Below are 21,888 nucleotides of genomic sequence, written 5' to 3' on the forward strand. Positions count from 1 at the left end.
AATCCAAACTTAAAAGCTTAAAGTTTTACACAAGTTGTGGATAACTCACTTTATTTTGTGAATTTACTTGCTATTTTAGATAGTTTTTATGTGTATAAGATGTGAAATGAAGTGTGGATATGATAAAATAGAAGAATGAAAATAAAGATTGTAACAGTAGGAAAATTAAAAGAAAAGTACCTTAAAGATGGTATTGCTGAATATACCAAACGAATTTCACGTTTCGCCAAATTAGAAATGATTGAGCTAGCTGATGAGAAAACACCTGACAAAGCCAGTGAATCAGAAAATCAAAAAATCTTGGAAACAGAAGGTGAAAGAATTCTTTCTAAGGTTGGAGAAAGAGACTTTGCCGTTGTACTAGCAATTGAAGGAAAAACTTTCTCCTCAGAGGAATTTAGTAAACAATTAGAGCAAGCTTCTATCAAAGGATACTCAACTCTTACTTTTATCATTGGAGGAAGTTTGGGTCTAGCTCCTATTGTAAAAAATAGGGCCAATCTTTTTGTCAGTTTTGGACGTCTGACATTACCACATCAGTTAATGAGATTGGTTTTAGTTGAACAAGTTTATCGTGCTTTTACAATTCAGCAGGGTTCTCCTTACCACAAATAGAAGATTGACTTAGCTCTTGTTTTTTGATAGAATGGTCATGTTAGGTCTCATAGCTCAGCTGGATAGAGCATTCGCCTTCTAAGCGAACGGTCGCAGGTTCGAATCCTGCTGGGATCAATTTTAGATGCGAAGCTGGGATGAATCCCAGCTTTTTTCTTAAAAAAGTGCGTTTCAGGTGCAAAAATGTACAGTTGGGAAGAATTTTTTCTTATATGGTCTTCATTTTGTATAATAGGTGTGTAAGTTAACTTACAAGAAAAAATAATACAGGAGATTTCATTATGAAAAATACAGAAAAATTGGAACAATTTAAAGAGGTAACAGAGGCAGAATTGCAAGAAATTCGAGGTGGAGAAATTAGAAAGGAAAATAATTTTTTATTTTATTTTTTTAAAAGAAAGTAAAGGGAGAAAAGAATGGATTTTTTCGCAATAATAAGCGTTATATTACATATTTTTATTACTAGTAAAAGTTATAATTTGATTTGTAATACAATTAGAAAAGAACAATACTTCTTTATTTTTTATACAGTAATAGTAGAATTTGTAGTTGAATTTTTCTTCTATTCTATATATTTAAGTGGACTAGGGATTGAAAAATTTTTATATCCATTTATTTTATACGCTTATTTTATATGGTTTAAAAAGTTTGATAAGTATAGGGGAGTATTCCTAAGTTTCCTGCTTTCTCTCTTATATCACAGTACTCATACTTTTATAGCTGTAACCCTATCCTCGATAACAGGTGATGAGCTTGCATTACACTATGAAAGTATATTCTTTCTAGTAGTATTGTTGTTGACTTATTTTGTTATTTTAAAAACAATTCGTTATTTTCATTTGGAAATAAAATATTTTGATAAAGATTATCTGTACCCTTTTTTAAAAAAAGTAACAGTTGCTTTCTTTGGTTTGCATATCTTATTGTTTATTTCAGATATAGTAAGTACAACTCATCATTTAAATAGCTTCGGAAGTATTTTATCAACCATTGTTTTTATCTGTCTGCTATTAGTTTTCTTTGCAATGAATTCTTATAAGGTTCAAATTGAAAAAGAGATTGCCCTAAAGCAGAAGAAATTTGAACAAAAGTATTTACAAACTTATACAGATGAGATTGTGGGTTTGTATAATGAGATTCGAGGTTTTCGTCATGACTATGCAGGTATGCTTGTCAGCATGCAAATGGCGATTGACAGCGGAGATTTACACGAAATTGACAGGATTTACAACGAGGTACTAGTAAAAGCAAATCAGAAATTGAGGTCAGACAAATATACTTACTTTGATTTAAATAACATAGAAGATTCGGCTTTACGAAGTTTAATTGCTCAATCGATTGTATATGCACGAAATAATGATGTAGAGTTTACATTGGAAGTAAAAGATGTCATCACTAGATTGTCAATGGATTTACTTGATCTTGTTCGCATCATGAGTATTCTATTAAATAATGCTGTTGAAGGTGCCGCAGATAGTTACTTGAAACAAATGGAAGTTGCAGTCATTAAAATGGATTTTGAAACAGTTATAGTTATCCAGAATTCATGCAAAATCACTATGACGCCTTCAGAGGACCTATTTGCCTTAGGTTTCTCTACCAAGGGAAGAAACAGGGGTCTAGGACTTAATAATGTCAAAGAGATCTTAGATAAGTATGACAACATTATTTTAGAAACAGAAATGGAAGACAACACATTTAGACAAATTATTAGATTTAAGAGAGAATTTGAATGAAAGTATTAATTTTAGAAGATGTTATTGAGCATCAAGTGAGACTAGAGAGAATATTGAATGAAATCTCTGAGGAATCGAATATTCCTATTTCATATAAGACAACAGGAAAAGTTCGTGAGTTTAAGGAATATATTGAAAATGATGAGGTAAACCAGCTTTATTTCCTAGATATCGATATTCATGGAATTGAGAAAAAAGGATTTGAAGTGGCTCAGTTTATTCGTCATCACAATCCTTATGCTATTATTGTTTTTATTACCAGTCGATCTGAATTCGCTACTTTAACTTATAAGTATCAGGTATCAGCTTTAGATTTTGTAGATAAGGATATCAATGATGAATTGTTCAAAAAACGCATCGAGCAGAGTATCTTCTATACCAAAAGCATGTTGCTTGAAAACGAAGATGTTGTAGACTATTTTGATTACAACTATAAGGGAAATGATTTGAAAATTCCTTACCATGATATTCTGTATATCGAAACAACAGGTGTTTCTCATAAATTACGAATTATTGGTAAGAATTTTTCCAAAGAGTTTTATGGAACTATGACAGATATTCAGGAAAAGGACAAACATACTCAGCGATTTTATTGCTCTCATAAATCTTTCCTTGTAAATGTGGGAAATGTGAGAGAAATTGATCGAAAGAATTTAGAAGTTGTTTTTTATGAAGATCATCGTTGTCCCATTACCCGTTTGAAAGTTCGTAAACTAAAAGATATTCTAGAGAAAAAATCTAAAAAGTGATTGACAATAAGTAAGAAATTGATATAATGGTTATATCTGCTACAGATAGATGGTCCGTTGGTCAAGGGGTTAAGACACCGCCTTTTCACGGCGGTAACACGGGTTCGAATCCCGTACGGACTATTTTATCCGCCATAGCTCAGTTGGTAGTAGCGCATGACTGTTAATCATGATGTCGTAGGTTCGAGTCCTACTGGCGGAGTTAGATAAAAAGAACACCAGATGGTGTTCTTTTTTGTTCTTAGTTGACATCACCTAGCATTTTCATAAGGAAGTCTGTCATTTCTTGCGGGCTTTCTTTTTTTCCGTGAGCAATCCACGTCTGGCAAACACCAAATAGGGCATTTGTTAGATAAATGCTACTGTATTCGAGTTCAATTGGATTGAGTTGTAGTTTTATAAAGCGCTTCTGAAGGTCTGTGCTATGCATAATGTGAAGCTTATTTCTTAAGAAATTTTGGATTTCTTTGGTACCATTTTCAGATAAGAGTGCAGCCAAGAGTGGCTCAGACTCTAAATATTCAAATACTTCTAGAATAGCATCCTTTTTATGATGAGCATGTTTTTGGAAAATATACTCAAAGGTATGAAAGAGTTTACTTTGGTAGTGCTCAATCATATCATACTTATCCTTGTAGTGAGTGTAAAAGCTGGAACGACTAATTCCGGCTTTTTCTGCTAACTTGACAGTAGAAATTTGATCAAAGGGTTGATCCATCAATAATTGAACCATGGCATTTTCAATATTTCTCTTTGTTTTTAATCGTTTGTTACTTTCTTTCATAGTTTCTCCTTATGAACAATTTAGACTATATGTCTAAAAAAATATTTTTTATCTTGTAATTTAGATTTTTTAATGTATAATCTATTATATCAGAAATTTAGACAATATGTTTAAAAAAGGAGGAAATATGTTTAAAGAATGGAAAGCAATTTTTAAAAAACCGACATTCATTATTGTAATGATAGGAATTTCTCTCATTCCAGCTTTATACAACATCATATTTTTATCATCCATGTGGGATCCATATGGTCAATTGTCGGAGTTACCTGTAGCAGTTGTTAATAATGACAAGGAAGCTTCTTATAATGGAAATACAATGGCCATAGGAAAAGACATGGTGTCTAATTTAAAAGAAAATAAGGCTTTAGATTTTCATTTTGTCAATGAAGAAGAGGGGAAAAAGGGGCTAGAGGATGGCGAATATTATATGGTAGTGACTTTACCAAGTGATCTATCTGAAAAAGCTACTTCGATCCTAACAAATCACCCTGAACAGATGCAAATTGATTATCAAACTTCAAGTGGCCGTAGCTTCATTGCAAGTAAGATGAGTGATTCTGCAATGACACAATTAAAACAAACCGTCTCTACGAATGTAACTGAAACATATACCAAGGCACTATTTCAAAAAATGAGTGATTTGAAGTCTGGTATAAATAAAGCAGCTGATGGAAGTGAACAACTGGCTGATGGGACTAATCAGTTAGCAAAAGGAAGTCAAACATTGACGACAAATCTCAATACTCTAGCTAACTCAAGTGTAACTTTTTCAAATGGAGCTAATCAATTTACAAAAGGATTGTCTGCCTATGTATATGCCATAGAGCAATTACATCTTGGTTTAGGAACTTTTAATAGTGGTTTACAAAGTTATACAAATGCAGTTTCACAAGTTGACACTGGACTTGGTCAATTGGCCTCAAGAACTCCTGAGTTGGTGACAGGTGTAAATCAGCTGAATACAGGTATAAAGACCTATACAGGTGGAGTTTCACAACTCAATTCAGGTCTCAGTCAATTTTCGGTTGGTGTAAATGCTTATACAAGTAGTGTAGAAAAACTTTCTAATGGAACAAGTCAATTATCCAATAAATCAGATACACTAAGAGATGGAATAGAGCAATTAAATACTGGTATTAAAGAAATTTCAAGTCAATTAAAGTCCTCATCTCAACAAAATGAACAAATTACTCAATTGGCAACTAGTCTAGGAGAACTGAATAAAACACTACAAGCTCTTACGGTAGCAGATAATACTCAACTGAAAAAGACATTATCAGAAGCTTTGCCAAATCTAACAACTCTTGCTCAGGATATTGTGACCAAAAGTCAGACAGAACAAGAAAAAACTATTGCTAACCTTCAATCAACAGCTACTTATCAATCTCTCACAGAGGAACAGAAGAAAGAACTGACAGAAGCTATTTCTAAAAATTCTAATTCTACTATTGAGTCAGCAAAAACAATTTTAACGACAGTAGGAGGATTGAAAGAAAGTATAGAGAATTCAGAACAACAAGTAACTAATCTATCTGATGTACAGACGAAAGCAAATAAACTCTTACCTGCAGCATCTAGCTCCTTGACAACCTTGTCAAGTGGTTTTACAAAGTTGCAAACTACTGTAGACAATCAGTTAGTTCCTGGAAGTCAGTCAATTGAAAAAGGAGTTGTAAAATATACTAAAGAGCTGGATACTATTTCTTTAGGTGTAAATCAACTAAGTGAAAAGAATACAACTTTAACAACAAGTTTGGATCAATTGGTTTCTGGCTCAACCAAGTTGACAGAAAACTCTTCAAAATTGACAACTGGTTTGGATACTCTAGCTGGGAAAACTCCAGAATTAGTAACAGGTATTGAAAAACTATCATCTGGTTCTAACCAATTAAATAGCAAGAGTCCGGAATTAATTGCAGGACTTGATAAAATACAGCTTGGTTCAAGTCAATTAACAGATAAATCAAGTCAATTGCTTTCAGCTAGTTCTCAATTAGGAAATGGAGCAGCAAAAATTGCAGATGGTGCTGGAAAACTAGCAGATGGTGGAACAACTTTAACCTCTAGTCTTGAAGATTTACAGACAGGAGTTGATTCATTAGGGCAAGGATTAGGCAATGCTAACAATCAACTTAAATCAGCATCAACAGAATCTGAAAATGCAGAAACATTATCTGATCCTCTAGTTCTCTCAAAAACAGACAATGACCAAGTTCCTGTAAATGGGATTGCTATGGCTCCTTATATGATATCAGTTGCTCTTTTTGTTGCTGCTATATCTACTAATATGATTTTTGCTAAGTTGCCTTCTGGACGTCATCCAGAGAGTCGTTGGGCTTGGTTGAAGTCTCGCTCTGAAATAAATGGGATTATAGCTGTCTTAGCAGGTGTTTTAGTTTATGGAGGTGTCCATCTTATTGGATTGACTGCGAACCATGAGATGAGGACCTTGATTCTAATTGTAATCACAAGTTTAGCTTTCATGTCTATGGTGACAGCTTTAACAACTTGGAATAGCCGTATAGGAGCTTTCTTCTCTCTTATTTTACTTTTATTACAATTAGCATCAAGTGCAGGGACCTATCCCCTTGCTTTGACAAATGATTTCTTCAAAGGTGTCAATCCTTGGTTACCAATGAGTTATTCTGTATCAGGCTTACGACAAACAATCTCTATGACAGGAAATATTCATCATCAAGTTATTTTCCTTATTATAACTCTAGCTTTCTTTACTGCTTTAGGTATGCTAGCTTATCAACCTAAGAAAATGGAAGAAGATTAAAAAGATTGGCCAAGAAATTGGTCAATCTTTTTCTGTCTTAGATAAATTTCGTCTGTGATTATAGATCCCAAAAAGAAGAAGGGCAGTTAGTGAGCAGGCTGCTCCAATAACAAAACCATTGGGGATAAAGGAAAGTGTAATGGTGCCTTTTCCCTTTGGAACATCAACTTTCATAAAACCAGTCTGAGCCTGCTTGATTTCAAGTTTTTTCCCATCTTGGTATGCAGACCAACCTTTGTCATAAGGAATAGTGAAGAAAATAGAGGTATCTTGTTTTGCTTCATATGTAGCAAAGACTTTATTTTTAGAGGTGGATACTTCTACAGGTTGTTCTTTAATCTTTTGAATTGCCTCAGTAAGAGCCTGAGTATCTAAACGATAGAAGGTTGGAGATTCAAATGACACCTGAGAATTTCCAGGGAAACTAACACTGATATTGAAGGTTTGTTGTTCTCCAGTATAACCCAAATTAAAGAAATTAAATGCATTGTCAGTTGTAAAAGTCTTTTTTTCACCGTTGACAAGGATGTCAACTTTCTTTTGTTTATCATTCGTAAAATGAAGATTTGAAAAAGAGAGATAGACTTGGCTATTTTGAGGAACCTCAATTTGATAATCAATCTTTGCATCTTCATTCGCAGAACCTGTGATGCTGGTTAAACCATCTGAAGTATCTGTTTTATCAGATGCTATTTGGGAGAAGTAATCTAAGTTGAGATTAGCAAGCTGGTTTATAAATAAAGCCTGATTATCTAGAGTGTGATTGTTAAAGTTTACATCGGTGTAAATAGATTGAGTGGCAAAGGCAATGGGTAAAGAGAGTTGATTTTTATATAAGGTTAAATGATCCTTTTGATAAATCTCTTGAAAGCCATACTTATCAAGTGAAGTTTCAGAAATATTGTACTGGATTCCAAATAAACTGTCTGCTAAAAGACTGTTATTTGCATAACGGAGATTGAGGTTGGTTCCAGAGGATTTGAATCCCAGTTTATCCAAACTAGTGCTAGCTGAACGATTTCGTACAGACGAAAATTGAGAGATTCCATTGTAGTTAAATTTCATACTGTCATTTCCAGTCTGAATTTGCAGTTTTTCAGTACGTGTAAATGGATTGTCAATTTGGTTTAGAATGGATTCCATAGCGGTGATATCTCTATTATAGGCACTACGAGAAGCAAAGGCCCATTCTTTAGCTATTCCTTCCATTTGAGATGATGCATTTAAGCTTATCTCAGCTGTTATAAATAAAGACAAAAGAATTGCAAATAGATTTATAGAGATAAATTTTCTAATGACTGCAAGAAGTAAAAGAGCATAAACTAGTAGAAATTCAAGAGTGAGTAGGATATTCAAATCAGTTAAAAAAGAATAGTGTGATTTAAAATAGACAGTGGCCAAAAATCCTGTTAGTACAAGAAAAAGTGAGCCAAATAGATTCCATAGCTTCAGTTCTTTCAGACGATTTAAGACTTCTGCTGCAGTATAAATTAACAGAGTGGAAAAAATCCAAGCATAGCGATGCAAAAACATATTTGGGGTATGCATCCCTTGCCAAAATAAATCAAGTGCTTCTATGTAAAAGCTTGTTATTAAAAAAGTAAAGAAAATTGCATAGGTAAGTTTCACGTGAAACCTTATGGATTTTATTGTGAAAAATAGAATGGTCAAAATAAAAGGAAGCAATCCAACAAAAATCATTGGTATAGATCCATACTTTGTTGTATCAAAAGATCCAATGAATTGTTTTGCGAAAATATCCAGATACCAGCTACTATCTGTTTTTAATTTTGTGATGGCAGTTAACTTCTCCCCATGAGTTTGTAAATCAAACAGTGTAGGAAGAGTCATAATCAAACTAGCCATTCCTGCTAAAAAGGAGGTAACAACAAAATCAAGAAAAGATGATTTTCGAGTTTTAAAGTCCCAAGAAATTTGGCAGAGATACCAGAAAATAAGAAATAATGCTGTCATATATCCAAAATAATAATTTTGAATAAATAAGATTGACAAACTTGTAAAGTATAGTAGGCGCTTCTTTTGTGTTATAAGTAGGTGTAAACCAGTTATAATTAAAGGAATCAAGATAAAAACATCTAGCCAGGTTTTTATCTCTAACTGACTGATAGTGAAGCTCATTAAAGCATAGGAAGTAGATAAGGCAAATTTTAAAAATTTTGGGATATCTTTAAATAATCTATTTAGACTAAAGAAGGTTGACAGACCAATCAATCCAAATTTTAATAGAGTGGTCAGATAAACAGCATCTGGCATATTCGACAGATTAAAAAAGTAAACCAGAGGTGAAAGAAAGCTACCCAAGTAATAACTAGATAGAGCATAGAAATTCAGTCCGAGGCCACTTGTAAAGGTGTAAAACAAACTACCATTTCCATGTAGAATATTTCGTAAAGCCACATCGAAAATAACGTATTGATGGAAACCGTCTCCTAATAGTGGAGATGTATCGCTATTCCAGTAGATACCTTGAGATAGGTATACTCCTAACATAATTACTAAAGGAATAATGAAAGAGACAAAATAGGTCCAATATGTTTTAAAAAATGATTTCATGTTACCTCGTAGAATGATAGAAAACTCAGTTGGTTACCCCAACTGAGTTTTGAAGTCTTATTTAGTCTTTCCAAAGTTCTTTAACTTTTGTTTGTACTTCTGCATTTTCTAGGAATTCATCATAGGTTTCATCGATACGATCAATGACGCCATTTTTAGACAAAACAATGATATGGTTAGCCAAAGTTTGGATAAACTCGTGGTCATGACTAGCAAAGATGATTGATTCTTTAAAATTTTTCAATCCATCGTTCAAGCTTGAGATAGATTCCAAGTCCAAGTGATTTGTTGGATCATCAAGTACAAGGACATTTGATTTCAAGAGCATGAGTTTTGAAAGCATGACACGCACTTTTTCTCCCCCTGACAAGATGTTTACAGGTTTGTTAACCTCATCACCAGAGAAGAGCATACGACCAAGGAAACCACGTAGGAAGGTATTGTCATCTTCTTCTTTACTTGCAAATTGACGCAACCAGTCAAGAATTGACTCTCCTCCTGCAAAATCAGCCGAGTTGTCTTTTGGCAAGTAAGAACGGCTAGTAGTAACTCCCCACTTGACAGTTCCTTCATAGTCGATGTCACCCATAATTGCACGAATTAATGCAGTCGTTTGGATGTCATTTTGTCCAATAAGAGCCGTCTTATCACCTGGACGCAAGATGAAACTAATATTGTCTAGGATAGTTTCACCGTCAATCTTTACAGTTAGATTTTCTACTGTCAAGAGATCATTACCAATCTCACGTTCTGCTTTAAAGTTAATAAATGGATATTTACGACTAGATGGAACAATCTCTTCTAATTCAATCTTGTCAAGCATTTTTTTACGAGACGTTGCTTGTCTTGACTTAGAAGCGTTGGCAGAGAAGCGAGCAACGAATTCTTGCAATTGCTTAATTTTTTCTTCTGCCTTGGCATTACGGTCTGCTAGCAATTTAGCAGCAAGCTCAGAAGATTCCTTCCAGAAGTCGTAGTTTCCGACATAGAGTTTGATTTTTCCAAAGTCAAGGTCGGCCATATGAGTACATACTTTGTTTAAGAAGTGACGGTCATGGGATACAACGATAACGGTGTTATCAAAGTCAATCAAGAAGTCTTCTAGCCAAGTAATGGATTGAATATCCAGACCGTTGGTTGGCTCGTCCAAGAGAAGAACATCTGGTTTGCCAAATAGGGCTTTAGCAAGGAGAACTTTCACTTTTTCACCATTGGCCAATTCGCTCATGTTTTGATAGTGCAACTCTTCTGGAATATTTAGGTTTTGAAGTAGTTGAGACGCTTCACTTTCTGCTTCCCAACCTCCAAGTTCAGCAAATTCACCTTCGAGTTCGGCTGCACGAACACCATCTTCATCTGAAAAATCTTCCTTCATGTAAATGGCATCTTTTTCTTTCATAATGTTGTAAAGTTTTTCATTTCCCATTATGACAACATCAATAACTCGCTCATCTTCATAGTCAAAATGATTTTGACGGAGAACAGAGAGACGTTCATCTGGACCAAGAGAGACGTGACCAGTTGTTGGCTCGATATCACCAGCTAGGATTTTTAAGAATGTAGACTTCCCAGCACCATTAGCACCAATTAATCCGTATGTATTTCCTTCTGTAAATTTGATATTGACATCATCAAAAAGTTTGCGATCACTAAAACGTAGTGAAACATCAGATACTGTAAGCAATGTTTTTCTCCTATAATATGTAATACATTTATTCTACTAGAAAAGAGAGAAATATTCAAATTTTTGTTTGTCAATTTTATGTCAATTAGCTTTACAGGTTTGTTTACAATGAGTTAGTTGTTTGATTTAAATAATTTTCTGTTATTTTAACAAAAAAATGCTATAATTGAAGAGACCATTTCGAAGGAGAAAAAAATGACGAAACCCATTATTTTAACAGGAGATCGCCCAACAGGAAAACTGCATATTGGACATTATGTTGGGAGTCTTAAAAATAGAGTATTACTGCAGGAAGAAGACAAGTATGAGATGTTTGTTTTTTTGGCGGACCAACAAGCATTGACAGATCACGCCAAAGACCCTCAAACGATTGTAGAATCGATTGGGAATGTTGCCTTAGATTACCTAGCAGTTGGATTGGATCCAAGTAAATCAACTATCTTTATTCAAAGCCAGATTCCAGAATTGGCTGAACTATCTATGTACTATATGAATTTGGTGTCACTAGCTCGTTTGGAACGGAATCCAACAGTAAAAACAGAGATTGCTCAAAAAGGGTTTGGAGAAAGTATTCCGACAGGATTTTTGGTCTATCCAATTGCGCAAGCAGCAGATATTACTGCTTTCAAGGCCAATTATGTTCCTGTAGGAACAGACCAGAAACCAATGATTGAGCAAACTCGTGAAATTGTTCGTTCTTTCAACAACGCATACAACTGTGGTGTTTTGATGGAACCGGAAGGTATTTATCCAGAAAATGAGAGGGCAGGACGCTTGCCTGGTCTAGATGGAAATGCTAAAATGTCTAAATCCCTTAATAATGGTATTTATCTAGCTGATGATGCGGATACGTTGCGTAAAAAAGTCATGAGTATGTATACTGATCCGGATCATATTCGAGTGGAGGATCCAGGTAAGATTGAAGGAAACATGGTTTTCCATTATCTAGATGTGTTTGGTCGTCCAGAAGATGCTCAAGAAATTGCGGATATGAAAGAGCATTATCAACGTGGTGGTCTTGGTGATGTGAAGACGAAACGTTATCTACTTGAGATATTAGAACGCGAACTTGGTCCTATTCGTGAGCGCCGTATCGAATTTGCTAAGGATATGGGAGAAGTGTACAATATGCTTCAAAAAGGTAGTGAGAAAGCGCGTGAGGTTGCGGGGCAAACTCTATCTGAAGTTAAGGGAGCAATGGGACTAAATTATTTTAAATAATAGATAAAATATGAATCGTAAAACTATCTCTTCCATAGGAACACAGGGATAGTTTTTTTATGATTTCTACCATAAATATAATTGACAAATTTTCATAGAATGGTATGATAGATACAATACAAAAGAGTCAAGCTCAAAAAGAAAGAAAAGAGGAAACTTCAATGTCTAATTGGGACACTAAATTTTTAAAAAAAGGTTTTACCTTTGATGATGTATTGCTCATTCCAGCAGAAAGTCATGTGTTGCCTAATGATGCAGATTTAACAACAAAATTGGCAGATAATTTGACTTTAAATATCCCAATTATAACAGCCGCCATGGATACAGTTACAGAAAGTCAAATGGCCATTGCCATTGCTCGTGCAGGTGGTCTTGGAGTAATCCATAAAAATATGTCTATTGCGCAACAGGCAGATGAAGTTCGTAAGGTAAAACGTTCTGAAAATGGTGTTATTATTGATCCATTTTTCTTGACTCCAGAACACACGATTGCTGAAGCAGATGAACTAATGGGACGTTACCGTATCAGTGGTGTTCCAGTTGTGGAGACACTTGAAAATCGTAAATTGGTTGGTATTCTAACAAATCGAGATCTTCGCTTTATTTCAGATTACAATCAGCCAATCTCAAACCACATGACCAGTGAAAATCTTGTTACCGCTCCTGTTGGTACAGATCTTGCAACAGCTGAAAGCATTCTTCAAGAACACCGTATTGAAAAACTTCCTTTGGTTGACGAGGAAGGCCGTCTGTCTGGCTTGATTACTATCAAAGATATTGAAAAAGTGATTGAGTTTCCAAATGCTGCTAAAGATGAGTTTGGTCGTCTTCTAGTTGCTGGTGCGGTGGGTGTCACTTCAGATACATTTGAACGTGCTGAAGCCCTTTTTGAAGCAGGTGCTGACGCAATTGTTATTGATACTGCACATGGTCACTCTGCTGGAGTTCTGCGTAAAATTGCTGAAATTCGTGCTCATTTCCCAGATCGTACTTTGATTGCAGGTAATATTGCAACTGCAGAAGGAGCGCGTGCTCTTTACGAAGCAGGTGTAGATGTTGTCAAAGTTGGAATTGGACCAGGTTCTATCTGTACCACTCGTGTGATTGCAGGTGTTGGTGTACCACAAGTTACAGCAATCTATGATGCAGCAGCAGTTGCGCATGAATATGGCAAAACAATCATCGCTGATGGTGGAATCAAGTATTCTGGAGATATTGTAAAAGCCCTTGCTGCAGGTGGAAATGCAGTTATGCTTGGGTCAATGTTTGCTGGAACAGATGAAGCGCCAGGTGAAACGGAAATCTTCCAAGGACGTAAGTTCAAAACTTACCGTGGTATGGGATCAATCGCTGCAATGAAGAAAGGTTCAAGTGACCGTTACTTCCAAGGTTCTGTTAATGAAGCAAACAAACTCGTTCCAGAAGGAATTGAAGGTCGTGTTGCTTATAAAGGTGCTGTAGCTGATATCGTTTTCCAAATGATTGGTGGTATTCGCTCTGGTATGGGTTACTGCGGTGCAGCTAACCTTAAAGAACTACACGATAATGCTCAATTCATTGAAATGTCTGGGGCTGGTCTAAAAGAAAGTCATCCTCATGATGTACAAATCACTAATGAAGCACCAAACTATTCTATGTAAACAAAAAGAACTCCTGAAATTTAGGAGTTCTTTTTGTTTACAACAGTGTCAACTTATTTTACAGATATCTGACCACTTTGGATATTGAAGATAGTAAGATTATCTGGTAAATTTTGCAAGTGATCTAAACTTGTTGTGGTGATAAAGGTTTGGATAGATTGAGAAATCGTTTCTAATAATTTTAGTTGTCTAGTGTTGTCAAGTTCGCTCATAACATCATCAAGTAGTAGTATCGGAGACTCGTTGGTAATACTTTCCATTAGCTCAATCTCTGCTAGTTTGATAGAAAGTACAAGACTACGATGTTGACCTTGGCTTCCAAAACTAGCATCCATACCATTGATATAGAAAGCAATGTCATCTCGATGAGGGCCAACTCCAGTATTCTTTTTAAATAAGTCTCTGGATCTGCTTTTCTCTAAAGCCATTTTAAAAGAGTTCGTTAGCTGCTCTTCATCAGTGAAGTTGACAGACGATTGATAAGATATTGACAACTCTTCTAATTTATTTGATATTTCTAAGTGTTTTGTTTGACCAAATTTCTCTAAGTCTTTAATGAATTTTATCCGATGCTTTATAACGCGACAACCATACTCTACTAACTGATCATCTAAGACTGACAGAAATGTTTCATCAATCTTCTGGCTGGATTTTAGGTAGGTATTTCTTTGTTTGAGTATATGGTTATAGTTTGATAGGTCTGACAAGTAGATTGGTTTAATTTGTCCCAGTTCAATGTCTATAAATTTTCGACGGACAGAAGGTGCTCCTTTAATTAGCTGGAGATCTTCAGGTGCGAAGAGAACAACATTCATGTGTCCGATGTAGTCTGAGAGGCGGGCTTGTTTTAAGTGATTGACTTTAGTCACACGCCCTTTTGGTGTTAACTCAATTTCTAGAGGGATAGAGCCTGTTTTTTTCTGTAGCAAGCCAGAAAGATGAAGTTGCTCGTCATCAAAATGAATGAGATTTTTATCTGTACGAGTCCGATGACTACGTGTCAAGGCTAAGAAATAGATTGCTTCTAGAATATTGGTTTTTCCTTGTGCATTTTGACCTAGAAAGACATTTAATTTTGGATTGAAATCAATTTTTGCCTCTTTGTAGTTTCGAAAGGTTTTAATTGTTAAATGTTGGAGCCACATGGTTATCTTCCTGGAAAACGTGGAACTTGTTTGGTTTTAGGTGATGAAGAAGTTTTTTGTTTTTCTTTCTTGACACCTTTATTCATCTCTTTGACAAGTTTAGCAATTCGCTCTTTCTCAATCTTATCTGCTTGATACTCTTCTTGCTCTTTTAAACTTGGTTTTGTCAAGGTGATGTCAATCTTTAAATCGGGAATGTCAATCGTATCTCCAATACGGATTTTTTTCCCACGTCTACTTTCTAACTCACCATTAAAATAAACTTGATGATCTATTAAAAAGGATTTGATAGCACCACCGCTTTGTATAATTCCAAGTTCTTTTAGGAGGGCTTGGAGCGTAATAAATTCTTCAAATAATTTGTATTCCATAATTCACCTCAATCTTTGGTATTATACCATATTTTCCTTGAAATAGCTGGAGGAAAGTTAGCTAAAATGAAAACGGTTTTACTCTTTAAAGGTATAAAGAGAACAAGAAAAATTTTGATTTTCGTGGTATAATAGAACTCTATATGTAAGGAGGTAAGGTATGGAATTAGTGTCTGGAATTTCAGCACATTTTGTTCAATCCAAAAAGTTTAAAACAAATAAAATCACTATTCGTTTTACTGCTCCCTTATCTCTTGAGACAATAGCAGGACGCATGTTAAGTGCGAGTATGTTGGAGACGGCAAATCAAGCTTATCCCACATCACAAGCATTTTGCAGATACTTGGCAAGTTTATATGGAACAGATATTTCCACAAGTGCTTATCGTAGGGGACAGGCACATATTCTTGACCTAACGTTTACCTATGTGAGGGATGATTTTCTAAGTAAAAAGAATGTCTTGACTTCTCGAATTTTGGAATTAGTGAAACAGACTTTATTTGCTCCCTTAGCTCAAGATGGTGCTTTTGAGCCAGCCCTATTTGAAATTGAAAGAAAACAGTTATTGGCTAGTTTAGCTATTGATATGGATGATTCATTTTATTTTGCTCATAAGGAGTTGGATAGCTTGTTCTTCCATGATGAGCGTCTTCAATTGAGATACAATGATTTACGAAATAGCATTTCAAATGAGTCTCCAAAAAGTAGCTACACTTGCTTTCAAGATGCTCTGAAAAATGATCGAATTGATTTCTTTTTCTTAGGTGATTTTAATGAAGTAGAAATTACAGAATCGCTGAAATCATTGCCCTTCACAGCTAGAAAGGGCGATGTTACTATCCAGTACCATCAGTCTTATTCGAATGTTCTACAAGAAGGAATGGTTCAGAGAAATGTTGGGCAATCTATTTTGGAAATGGGCTATCATTCTCCTGTAAAATATGGCGATGATGAGCATTTGCCCATGCTTGTCATGAATGGTCTGTTGGGTGAATTTGCACATTCGAAACTCTTTGCAAATGTTCGTGAAAATGCTGGAATAGCCTATACAGTCTCTAGTCAATTGGATTTGTTTAGTGGTCTGTTAAGGATGTATGCGGGTATTGATAGAGAAAATCGAAATCGGGCTAGAAAAATGATGAATCATCAATTGCTAGATCTGAAAAAGGGCAACTTTACAGATTTTGAACTTGAACAAACCAAGGAGATGATTCGACGATCTTTGTTGATGGCTCAAGATAATCAACAGACCCTGGTTGAAAGAGCCTATTTGAATGCTCTATTGGGGAAATCAAGCTTTGATATGGATCGATTGGTGGCAAAATTAGAGAGTGTTGATAAAGAAGCTGTATGTAAAGCTGCCAACAGTTTGAAGTTACAAGCGATTTACTTTATGGAAGGAGTAGAATGACAAAGGCTATTTTTGAAGAAAAATACTATCCTGCTGTAAAGGAAACAGTCTACAAAACACAATTGTCAAATGGATTGACAGTTTCTTTACTCCCTAAACAAGATTTCAATGAGGTTTATGGGATTGTAACGGTTCAATTTGGTTCCGTAGATGCAACTTATACAAGTTTAGACAAAGGTTTACGTCATCATCCAGCAGGAATTGAACATTTTCTTGAACATAAATTGTTTGAAAGAGAAAATTCTGAGGATATGATGGCAGCTTTTACTCGATTAGGTGCAGACAGTAATGCCTTTACAAGCTTTACTAAGACCAGCTATCTTTTTTCAACAATTGACCATCTATTAGAGAATTTAGATTTGCTAAATAAGTTAGTCGGAGATGTTCATTTTACAGAAGAGTCTGTTTTGAGAGAACAGGCTATTATCCAGCAAGAACGAGAGATGTACCAAGACGATCCAGACTCACGTTTATTTTTTGCAACATTAGCCAACCTTTATCCTGATACTCCTTTAGCAACAGATATTGTTGGAAGTGAAAAATCAATTTCTGAGATTCAAGTTTCAAATTTAAAAGAGAACTTTACAGAGTTTTACAAACCTGTCAATATGTCATTGTTTTTGGTTGGAAATATTGATGTAAAAGTTGTAGAGGAATACTTTTCGAAAAAGGAAAAGAAGACTTTAGAACAGTTTACAGTTACAAAAGAGAAACTACCTTTGCAGCCTGTGAAGCAAACAGATAGTCTTCGGATGGAAGTTTCTTCACCCAAACTTGCTGTTGCTATTAGAGGAACTGGTCAAATAACGGAAGAGGAGTCTTATCGTTACAATATTTTATTGAAATTGCTATTTACGATGATGTTTGGCTGGACCTCAGATCGTTTTCAAAAGTTATACGAGACAGGGAAGTTAGATGCGTCATTGTCACTAGAGGTTGAGGTAAATAGTCGCTTTCATTTTGTGATATTGACGATGGATACCAAGGAACCTGTTTCTTTGTCGCACCAATTTCGGAAAGCGATTCGTCAGTTTAGTAGTGATGCAGATATTACTGAGGAGCATCTCGATCTTGTTAAGAGTGAGATGTTTGGAGAATTTTTCAGTAGTATGAACTCCTTGGAATTTATTGCAACTCAATACGATCCTATGGATCGCGGAGAAACAATTTTTGATTTTCCGAAAATTTTACAGGAAATTACTTTGGAGGATGTTCTAGAAGCTGGACATCGTTTGATTGATAATGGTGGTCTAGTTGATTTTACAATCTTTCCAGCTTAAAAGATGACTAATACTAGAAAGAAGGAATGGTACGTATGAGAAAAAAAACAATTGGCGAGGTTCTACGTTTAGCTAGAATTAACCAGGGATTGAGTTTAGAAGAATTGCAGGAAAAAACTGAAATTCAGTTGCATTTTCTAGAAGCTATGGAGGCGGATGATTTCGATCAACTTCCTAGCACCTTCTACGCTCGTTCTTTTTTAAGAAAATATGCCTGGGCAGTAGAGTTGGATGAAAGAATTGTTTTGGATGCATATGATTCAGGTAGTATGATCACTTATGAAGAGGTAGATGTCGATGAAGAAGACTTGTCTGGTCGCAGACGATCAAATAAGAAAAAAACGTCTTATCTCCCCTTGTTTTATTTCGTTCTATTTGCTTTGTCGATTTTAATTTTTGTGACTTACTATGTTTGGAACTACATCCAAACTCAGCCAAGTTCCTCTTCAGCTATTTATAGTGTTGTGAGCTCAACTAGTTCCACAACCTCATCTAGTTCATCTTCTAGTAGTCAGACGTCTAGCTCATCTTCTACTACGGAATCAACTATTACAGTGTCAGGCGAAGGAAACCGCATTGAAGCTCGGTATAAAACGAGTAAGGAAACAGCTACTGTTCAGCTGGCAGTTTCAGATACGACTAGCTGGGTAAGTGTTTCAGGAAGTGAGCTGGAGGGTGGTGTGACACTATCCGCAGACAATAAGAATGCAAAAACAACAGTTTCAACGAAAGATTCTGTAACTATTACTTTGGGTGTGGTAAAGGGAGTTACTGTGACTGTGGACAATCAAACGATTGATACTTCGAAGCTGACAACTCAGACTGGAACTGTAACACTTACATTTACTACAGATTAAGGAAAAATCAATGAAAAAAGAACAAATTCCTAATGTATTAACTATTGGTAGAATTCTCTTTATACCTCTCTTTATTCTTATTTTGACTTTGGGCCATTCACAAGGAAGTCATTTGCTGGCAGCGATCATCTTTGCAGTTGCTAGTATAACGGATTATCTTGATGGCTACCTTGCTCGTAAATGGAATGTAGTTAGCAACTTTGGAAAATTTGCAGATCCGATGGCGGATAAGCTGTTGGTTATGTCAGCTTTTATCATGTTGATTGAGTTGGGTATGGCTCCAGCTTGGGTTGTTGCTATTATCATCTGTCGTGAACTTGCGGTGACAGGCTTGCGCTTGTTGCTTGTTGAGACGGGAGGGACAGTTCTAGCAGCAGCGATGCCAGGGAAAATCAAGACCTTTAGTCAGATGTTTGCCATTATCTTTTTGCTCTTACATTGGAATTTAATTGGTCAGCTGTTGCTTTATATCGCTTTGTTTTTCACTATCTACTCTGGCTATGATTATTTCAAGGGTAGCGCTCATGTATTCAAAGGGACATTTGGTTCGAAATGAAATCGATTATTGAAGTAAAAAATCTGTCTTTTCGTTACAAGGAAGACCAGGAACATTATGACGTTAATAATGTCTCGTTTCACGTGAAACGGGGAGAATGGCTTTCGATTGTAGGTCATAACGGGAGTGGGAAATCGACAACTATCCGTTTGATTGATGGATTGCTTGAAGCAGAGTCTGGGGAAATCTGGATAGATGGGCAATTGCTGTCCTCTGAGAATGTTTGGGACCTACGCCGTCAAATTGGTATGGTTTTTCAAAATCCAGATAACCAATTTGTGGGGGCAACTGTTGAAGATGATGTTGCCTTTGGCCTAGAAAATCAGGGACTTCCTCGTGAAGAAATGAAGAAGAGAGTGGCTGAATCTTTGGAGTTGGTAGGTATGCTGGACTTTAAGAAGAGAGAACCAGCTCGTTTATCTGGTGGACAAAAACAACGGGTGGCTATTGCAGGAGTTGTTGCCTTGAGACCTGCTATTTTAATTCTGGACGAGGCTACAAGTATGTTGGATCCTGAGGGACGCAGAGAACTGATTCAGACAGTTCAAGAGATTCGAAAAGATCACCAGATGACAGTCGTCTCCATTACACATGATTTAGAGGAAGTTGCGATGAGTGACCGTGTCTTGGTCATGAAAAAAGGCCAAGTGGAGTCAACCAGTAGCCCAAGAGAACTTTTTTCTCGGGATGACCTTGACCAGATAGGGTTAGATGAGCCTTTTGCTAATCAATTGAAAGAATCTTTGAGAGAGACTGGTTATCAGTTGCCGGATGGCTATTTGACAGAAGGAGAGCTAGAGGACAAGTTATGGGAATTACTCTAGAAAATGTGAGCTTTACTTATCAAGAGGGGACCCCCCTATCTTCATCAGCCTTGACTGATGTTTCCTTGACGATTGAGGACGGCTCCTATACAGCTTTAGTAGGGCACACAGGTAGTGGGAAATCAACGATTTTACAGCTTTTAAATGGCCTATTGGTACCAAGTAAGGGTTCTGTTCAAGTTTTTGATACCGTCATTACCTCTACATCAACCAATAAAGAAATTCGTCAGATTCGAAAGCAGGTTGGTCTAGTGTTTCAATTTGCTGAAAATCAAATTTTTGAAGAGACTGTTTTGAAAGATGTTGCGTTTGGACCGCAAAATTTTGGAGTTTCTGAGGAAGAGGCCAAGAAAATTGCGCGTGAAAAGTTAGCCTTGGTAGGTATCGATGAGTCACTCTTTGAGCGCAGTCCTTTTGAACTTTCGGGTGGCCAAATGAGACGTGTGGCTATAGCAGGTATGCTGGCCATGGAGCCAACTGTCTTAGTTTTGGATGAGCCGACAGCAGGGCTAGATCCTTTGGGCAGAAAAGAATTGATGACCTTGTTTAAAAAACTCCACCTTTCTGGAATGACAATCGTTCTGGTAACGCATTTGATGGATGATGTAGCTGCATATGCTGATCAGGTCTATGTTATGGAAAAGGGGCGTTTGGTCAAAAGTGGCAAACCGTGCGAAGTTTTCCAAGATGTAGCCTCTATGGAAAAAGTACAGTTAGGTGTGCCTAAAATCACAGCCTTTTGTAAACGTTTGGCGGATAGGGGTGTAGCTTTTAAAAAACTGCCAATCAAGATAGAGGAGTTTAAGGAGTCGCTAAATGGATAGTATGATTTTAGGACGTTATATACCAGGAGATTCCATCATTCATCGCTTGGATCCCCGTAGTAAATTGCTCGCTATGATCCTGTTGATTTTGATTGTATTTTGGGCCAATAATCCTCTCGCTAATCTCATTCTTTTTGTAGCGACAGGTATATTTATCGCTTTGTCGGGCGTTTCCCTCTCATTTTTTGTTCAGGGATTAAAATCCATGTTCTTCCTGATTGCTTTTACGACTCTTTTTCAGCTCTTTTTCATTTCAAGTGGAAATGTCCTATTTGAGTTTTCTTTTATAAGAATAACGGATTATGCTTTGCAACAAGCGGGAATCATTTTCTGTCGTTTTGTGTTGATTATTTTCTTTTCAACCTTGCTAACCTTAACGACCATGCCTTTGAGCCTGGCAGCTGCAGTTGAAGCTCTTTTAGCACCGTTGAAACGCGTGAAAGTTCCCGTTCATGAAATTGGTCTGATGTTATCAATGAGTTTGCGTTTTGTTCCAACTTTGATGGATGACACGACGAGAATTATGAATGCTCAAAAAGCTCGTGGAGTTGACTTTGGCGAGGGAAGCATCGTTCAAAAAGTAAAGGCTATGATTCCAATTTTAATTCCTCTTTTTGCGACGAGCTTAAAGCGTGCAGATTCATTGGCAATAGCCATGGAAGCACGTGGCTATCAGGGAGGAAAGGGTAGAAGTCAGTATAGACAGTTGAGATGGAGTCAAAAGGATACACTGGCAATTCTTGTGATTTTGGCACTGGGATGTTTCTTATTTTTCTTAAAATCTTAGCAGGTTTGTAGGATTGATAAGAAGCTCACTGTAGCAGATTTTTAGTAT

The 21,888-nt window shown here is 36.2% G+C and carries 19 protein-coding genes and 3 tRNA genes; 17 read left to right on the plus strand and 5 right to left on the minus strand.

Going from position 1 to position 21,888, the window contains the following annotated elements; genetic code table 11:
- The first annotated feature begins 135 nt into the window (after positions 1–135).
- The 7 genes from rlmH (at position 136) to KIH88_RS00165 (ending at position 3,302) form a co-directional block, all read left to right on the plus strand.
- Positions 136–615 (plus strand): 23S rRNA (pseudouridine(1915)-N(3))-methyltransferase RlmH, encoded by a 480-nt coding sequence (rlmH, locus tag KIH88_RS00135; RefSeq protein WP_213988667.1) that lies wholly within the window; start codon positions 136–138, stop codon positions 613–615.
- Positions 616–658: 43 nt separating this feature from the next.
- Positions 659–732 (plus strand) — tRNA-Arg (locus KIH88_RS00140).
- A gap of 164 nt (positions 733–896) precedes the next feature.
- The gene (gene comC, locus KIH88_RS00145) at positions 897–1,019 is read left to right on the plus strand and encodes a competence-stimulating peptide ComC (protein ID WP_061419362.1); all 123 of its coding nucleotides are present in this window, start codon (positions 897–899) and stop codon (positions 1,017–1,019) included.
- 12 nt (positions 1,020–1,031) lie between these two features.
- A complete protein-coding gene (gene comD, locus KIH88_RS00150; protein WP_213988666.1) occupies positions 1,032–2,351 on the plus strand; it encodes a competence system sensor histidine kinase ComD in 1,320 nt (439 codons plus the stop codon).
- On the plus strand, positions 2,348–3,100 hold the full coding sequence (comE, locus tag KIH88_RS00155; protein ID WP_213988665.1) for a competence system response regulator transcription factor ComE: 753 nt from the start codon (positions 2,348–2,350) through the stop codon (positions 3,098–3,100). Before comD ends, comE begins: the two co-directional genes overlap by 4 nt.
- 51 nt (positions 3,101–3,151) lie before the next feature.
- Positions 3,152–3,223, plus strand: a tRNA-Glu gene (locus KIH88_RS00160).
- 5 nt (positions 3,224–3,228) lie between these two features.
- Positions 3,229–3,302: transfer RNA gene (locus tag KIH88_RS00165), tRNA-Asn, on the plus strand.
- Positions 3,303–3,341: 39 nt separating this feature from the next.
- On the opposite strand, the gene KIH88_RS00170 is transcribed toward KIH88_RS00165, so the two are convergent.
- Complete coding sequence (locus tag KIH88_RS00170; protein ID WP_213988664.1) at positions 3,342–3,884, minus strand: TetR/AcrR family transcriptional regulator; 543 nt, start codon at positions 3,882–3,884, stop codon at positions 3,342–3,344.
- Between the two features lie 127 nt (positions 3,885–4,011).
- On the opposite strand from KIH88_RS00170, the gene KIH88_RS00175 reads away from it, so the two are divergent.
- Positions 4,012–6,666: a YhgE/Pip domain-containing protein gene (locus KIH88_RS00175; protein WP_213988663.1), complete on the plus strand. Its 2,655-nt coding sequence runs from the start codon at positions 4,012–4,014 to the stop codon at positions 6,664–6,666.
- A 21-nt stretch (positions 6,667–6,687) separates the two neighbouring features.
- On the opposite strand, the gene KIH88_RS00180 is transcribed toward KIH88_RS00175, so the two are convergent.
- Together KIH88_RS00180 and KIH88_RS00185 are read right to left on the minus strand one after the other, a co-directional pair.
- Positions 6,688–9,240, minus strand: a complete 2,553-nt coding sequence (locus KIH88_RS00180; RefSeq protein ID WP_213988662.1) for a YfhO family protein — start codon at positions 9,238–9,240, stop codon at positions 6,688–6,690.
- 61 nt (positions 9,241–9,301) lie between these two features.
- Positions 9,302–10,924, minus strand: coding sequence for an ATP-binding cassette domain-containing protein (locus KIH88_RS00185; protein ID WP_213988661.1), 1,623 nt, complete (start codon positions 10,922–10,924; stop codon positions 9,302–9,304).
- A 195-nt stretch (positions 10,925–11,119) separates the two neighbouring features.
- Here KIH88_RS00185 and trpS point away from each other — a divergent pair, with 195 nt between their 5' ends.
- Positions 11,120–12,145 (plus strand): tryptophan--tRNA ligase, encoded by a 1,026-nt coding sequence (trpS, locus tag KIH88_RS00190; RefSeq protein ID WP_213988660.1) that lies wholly within the window; start codon positions 11,120–11,122, stop codon positions 12,143–12,145.
- Between the two features lie 161 nt (positions 12,146–12,306).
- Positions 12,307–13,785 carry an IMP dehydrogenase gene (guaB, locus tag KIH88_RS00195; protein WP_213988659.1) on the plus strand — a complete coding sequence of 493 codons (1,479 nt, stop codon included), beginning with the start codon at positions 12,307–12,309 and terminating at the stop codon, positions 13,783–13,785.
- Positions 13,786–13,838: 53 nt separating this feature from the next.
- Here guaB and recF read toward each other — a convergent pair whose 3' ends face one another.
- Together recF and yaaA are read right to left on the minus strand one after the other, a co-directional pair.
- Positions 13,839–14,930 (minus strand): DNA replication/repair protein RecF, encoded by a 1,092-nt coding sequence (gene recF, locus KIH88_RS00200; RefSeq protein WP_213988658.1) that lies wholly within the window; start codon positions 14,928–14,930, stop codon positions 13,839–13,841.
- A gap of 2 nt (positions 14,931–14,932) precedes the next feature.
- Positions 14,933–15,301 carry a S4 domain-containing protein YaaA gene (gene yaaA, locus KIH88_RS00205; protein WP_042768700.1) on the minus strand — a complete coding sequence of 123 codons (369 nt, stop codon included), beginning with the start codon at positions 15,299–15,301 and terminating at the stop codon, positions 14,933–14,935.
- Between the two features lie 160 nt (positions 15,302–15,461).
- Between yaaA and yfmF the strand changes: the two genes are divergently transcribed.
- The 7 genes from yfmF to KIH88_RS00240 are packed head-to-tail and all read left to right on the plus strand — an operon-like array spanning position 15,462 to position 21,840.
- Positions 15,462–16,712 carry an EF-P 5-aminopentanol modification-associated protein YfmF gene (yfmF, locus tag KIH88_RS00210; RefSeq protein WP_213988657.1) on the plus strand — a complete coding sequence of 417 codons (1,251 nt, stop codon included), beginning with the start codon at positions 15,462–15,464 and terminating at the stop codon, positions 16,710–16,712.
- A complete protein-coding gene (yfmH, locus tag KIH88_RS00215; RefSeq protein ID WP_213988656.1) occupies positions 16,709–17,992 on the plus strand; it encodes an EF-P 5-aminopentanol modification-associated protein YfmH in 1,284 nt (427 codons plus the stop codon). Before yfmF ends, yfmH begins: the two co-directional genes overlap by 4 nt.
- 35 nt (positions 17,993–18,027) lie before the next feature.
- Complete coding sequence (gene rodZ, locus KIH88_RS00220; RefSeq protein ID WP_213988655.1) at positions 18,028–18,849, plus strand: cytoskeleton protein RodZ; 822 nt, start codon at positions 18,028–18,030, stop codon at positions 18,847–18,849.
- A 10-nt stretch (positions 18,850–18,859) separates the two neighbouring features.
- Complete coding sequence (gene pgsA / locus KIH88_RS00225) at positions 18,860–19,405, plus strand: CDP-diacylglycerol--glycerol-3-phosphate 3-phosphatidyltransferase (RefSeq protein WP_000712149.1); 546 nt, start codon at positions 18,860–18,862, stop codon at positions 19,403–19,405.
- A complete protein-coding gene (locus KIH88_RS00230; protein WP_213988654.1) occupies positions 19,402–20,229 on the plus strand; it encodes an energy-coupling factor ABC transporter ATP-binding protein in 828 nt (275 codons plus the stop codon). Before pgsA ends, KIH88_RS00230 begins: the two co-directional genes overlap by 4 nt.
- Positions 20,214–21,053, plus strand: coding sequence for an energy-coupling factor transporter ATPase (locus tag KIH88_RS00235; RefSeq protein ID WP_213988653.1), 840 nt, complete (start codon positions 20,214–20,216; stop codon positions 21,051–21,053). The genes KIH88_RS00230 and KIH88_RS00235 overlap by 16 nt, the downstream gene beginning before the upstream one ends.
- Complete coding sequence (locus KIH88_RS00240) at positions 21,046–21,840, plus strand: energy-coupling factor transporter transmembrane component T family protein (protein ID WP_213988652.1); 795 nt, start codon at positions 21,046–21,048, stop codon at positions 21,838–21,840. Before KIH88_RS00235 ends, KIH88_RS00240 begins: the two co-directional genes overlap by 8 nt.
- Positions 21,841–21,888: the final 48 nt, after the last annotated feature.

The organism is Streptococcus oralis (assembly GCF_018448765.2).
Classification (GTDB): Bacteria; Bacillota; Bacilli; order Lactobacillales; family Streptococcaceae; genus Streptococcus; species Streptococcus oralis_BM.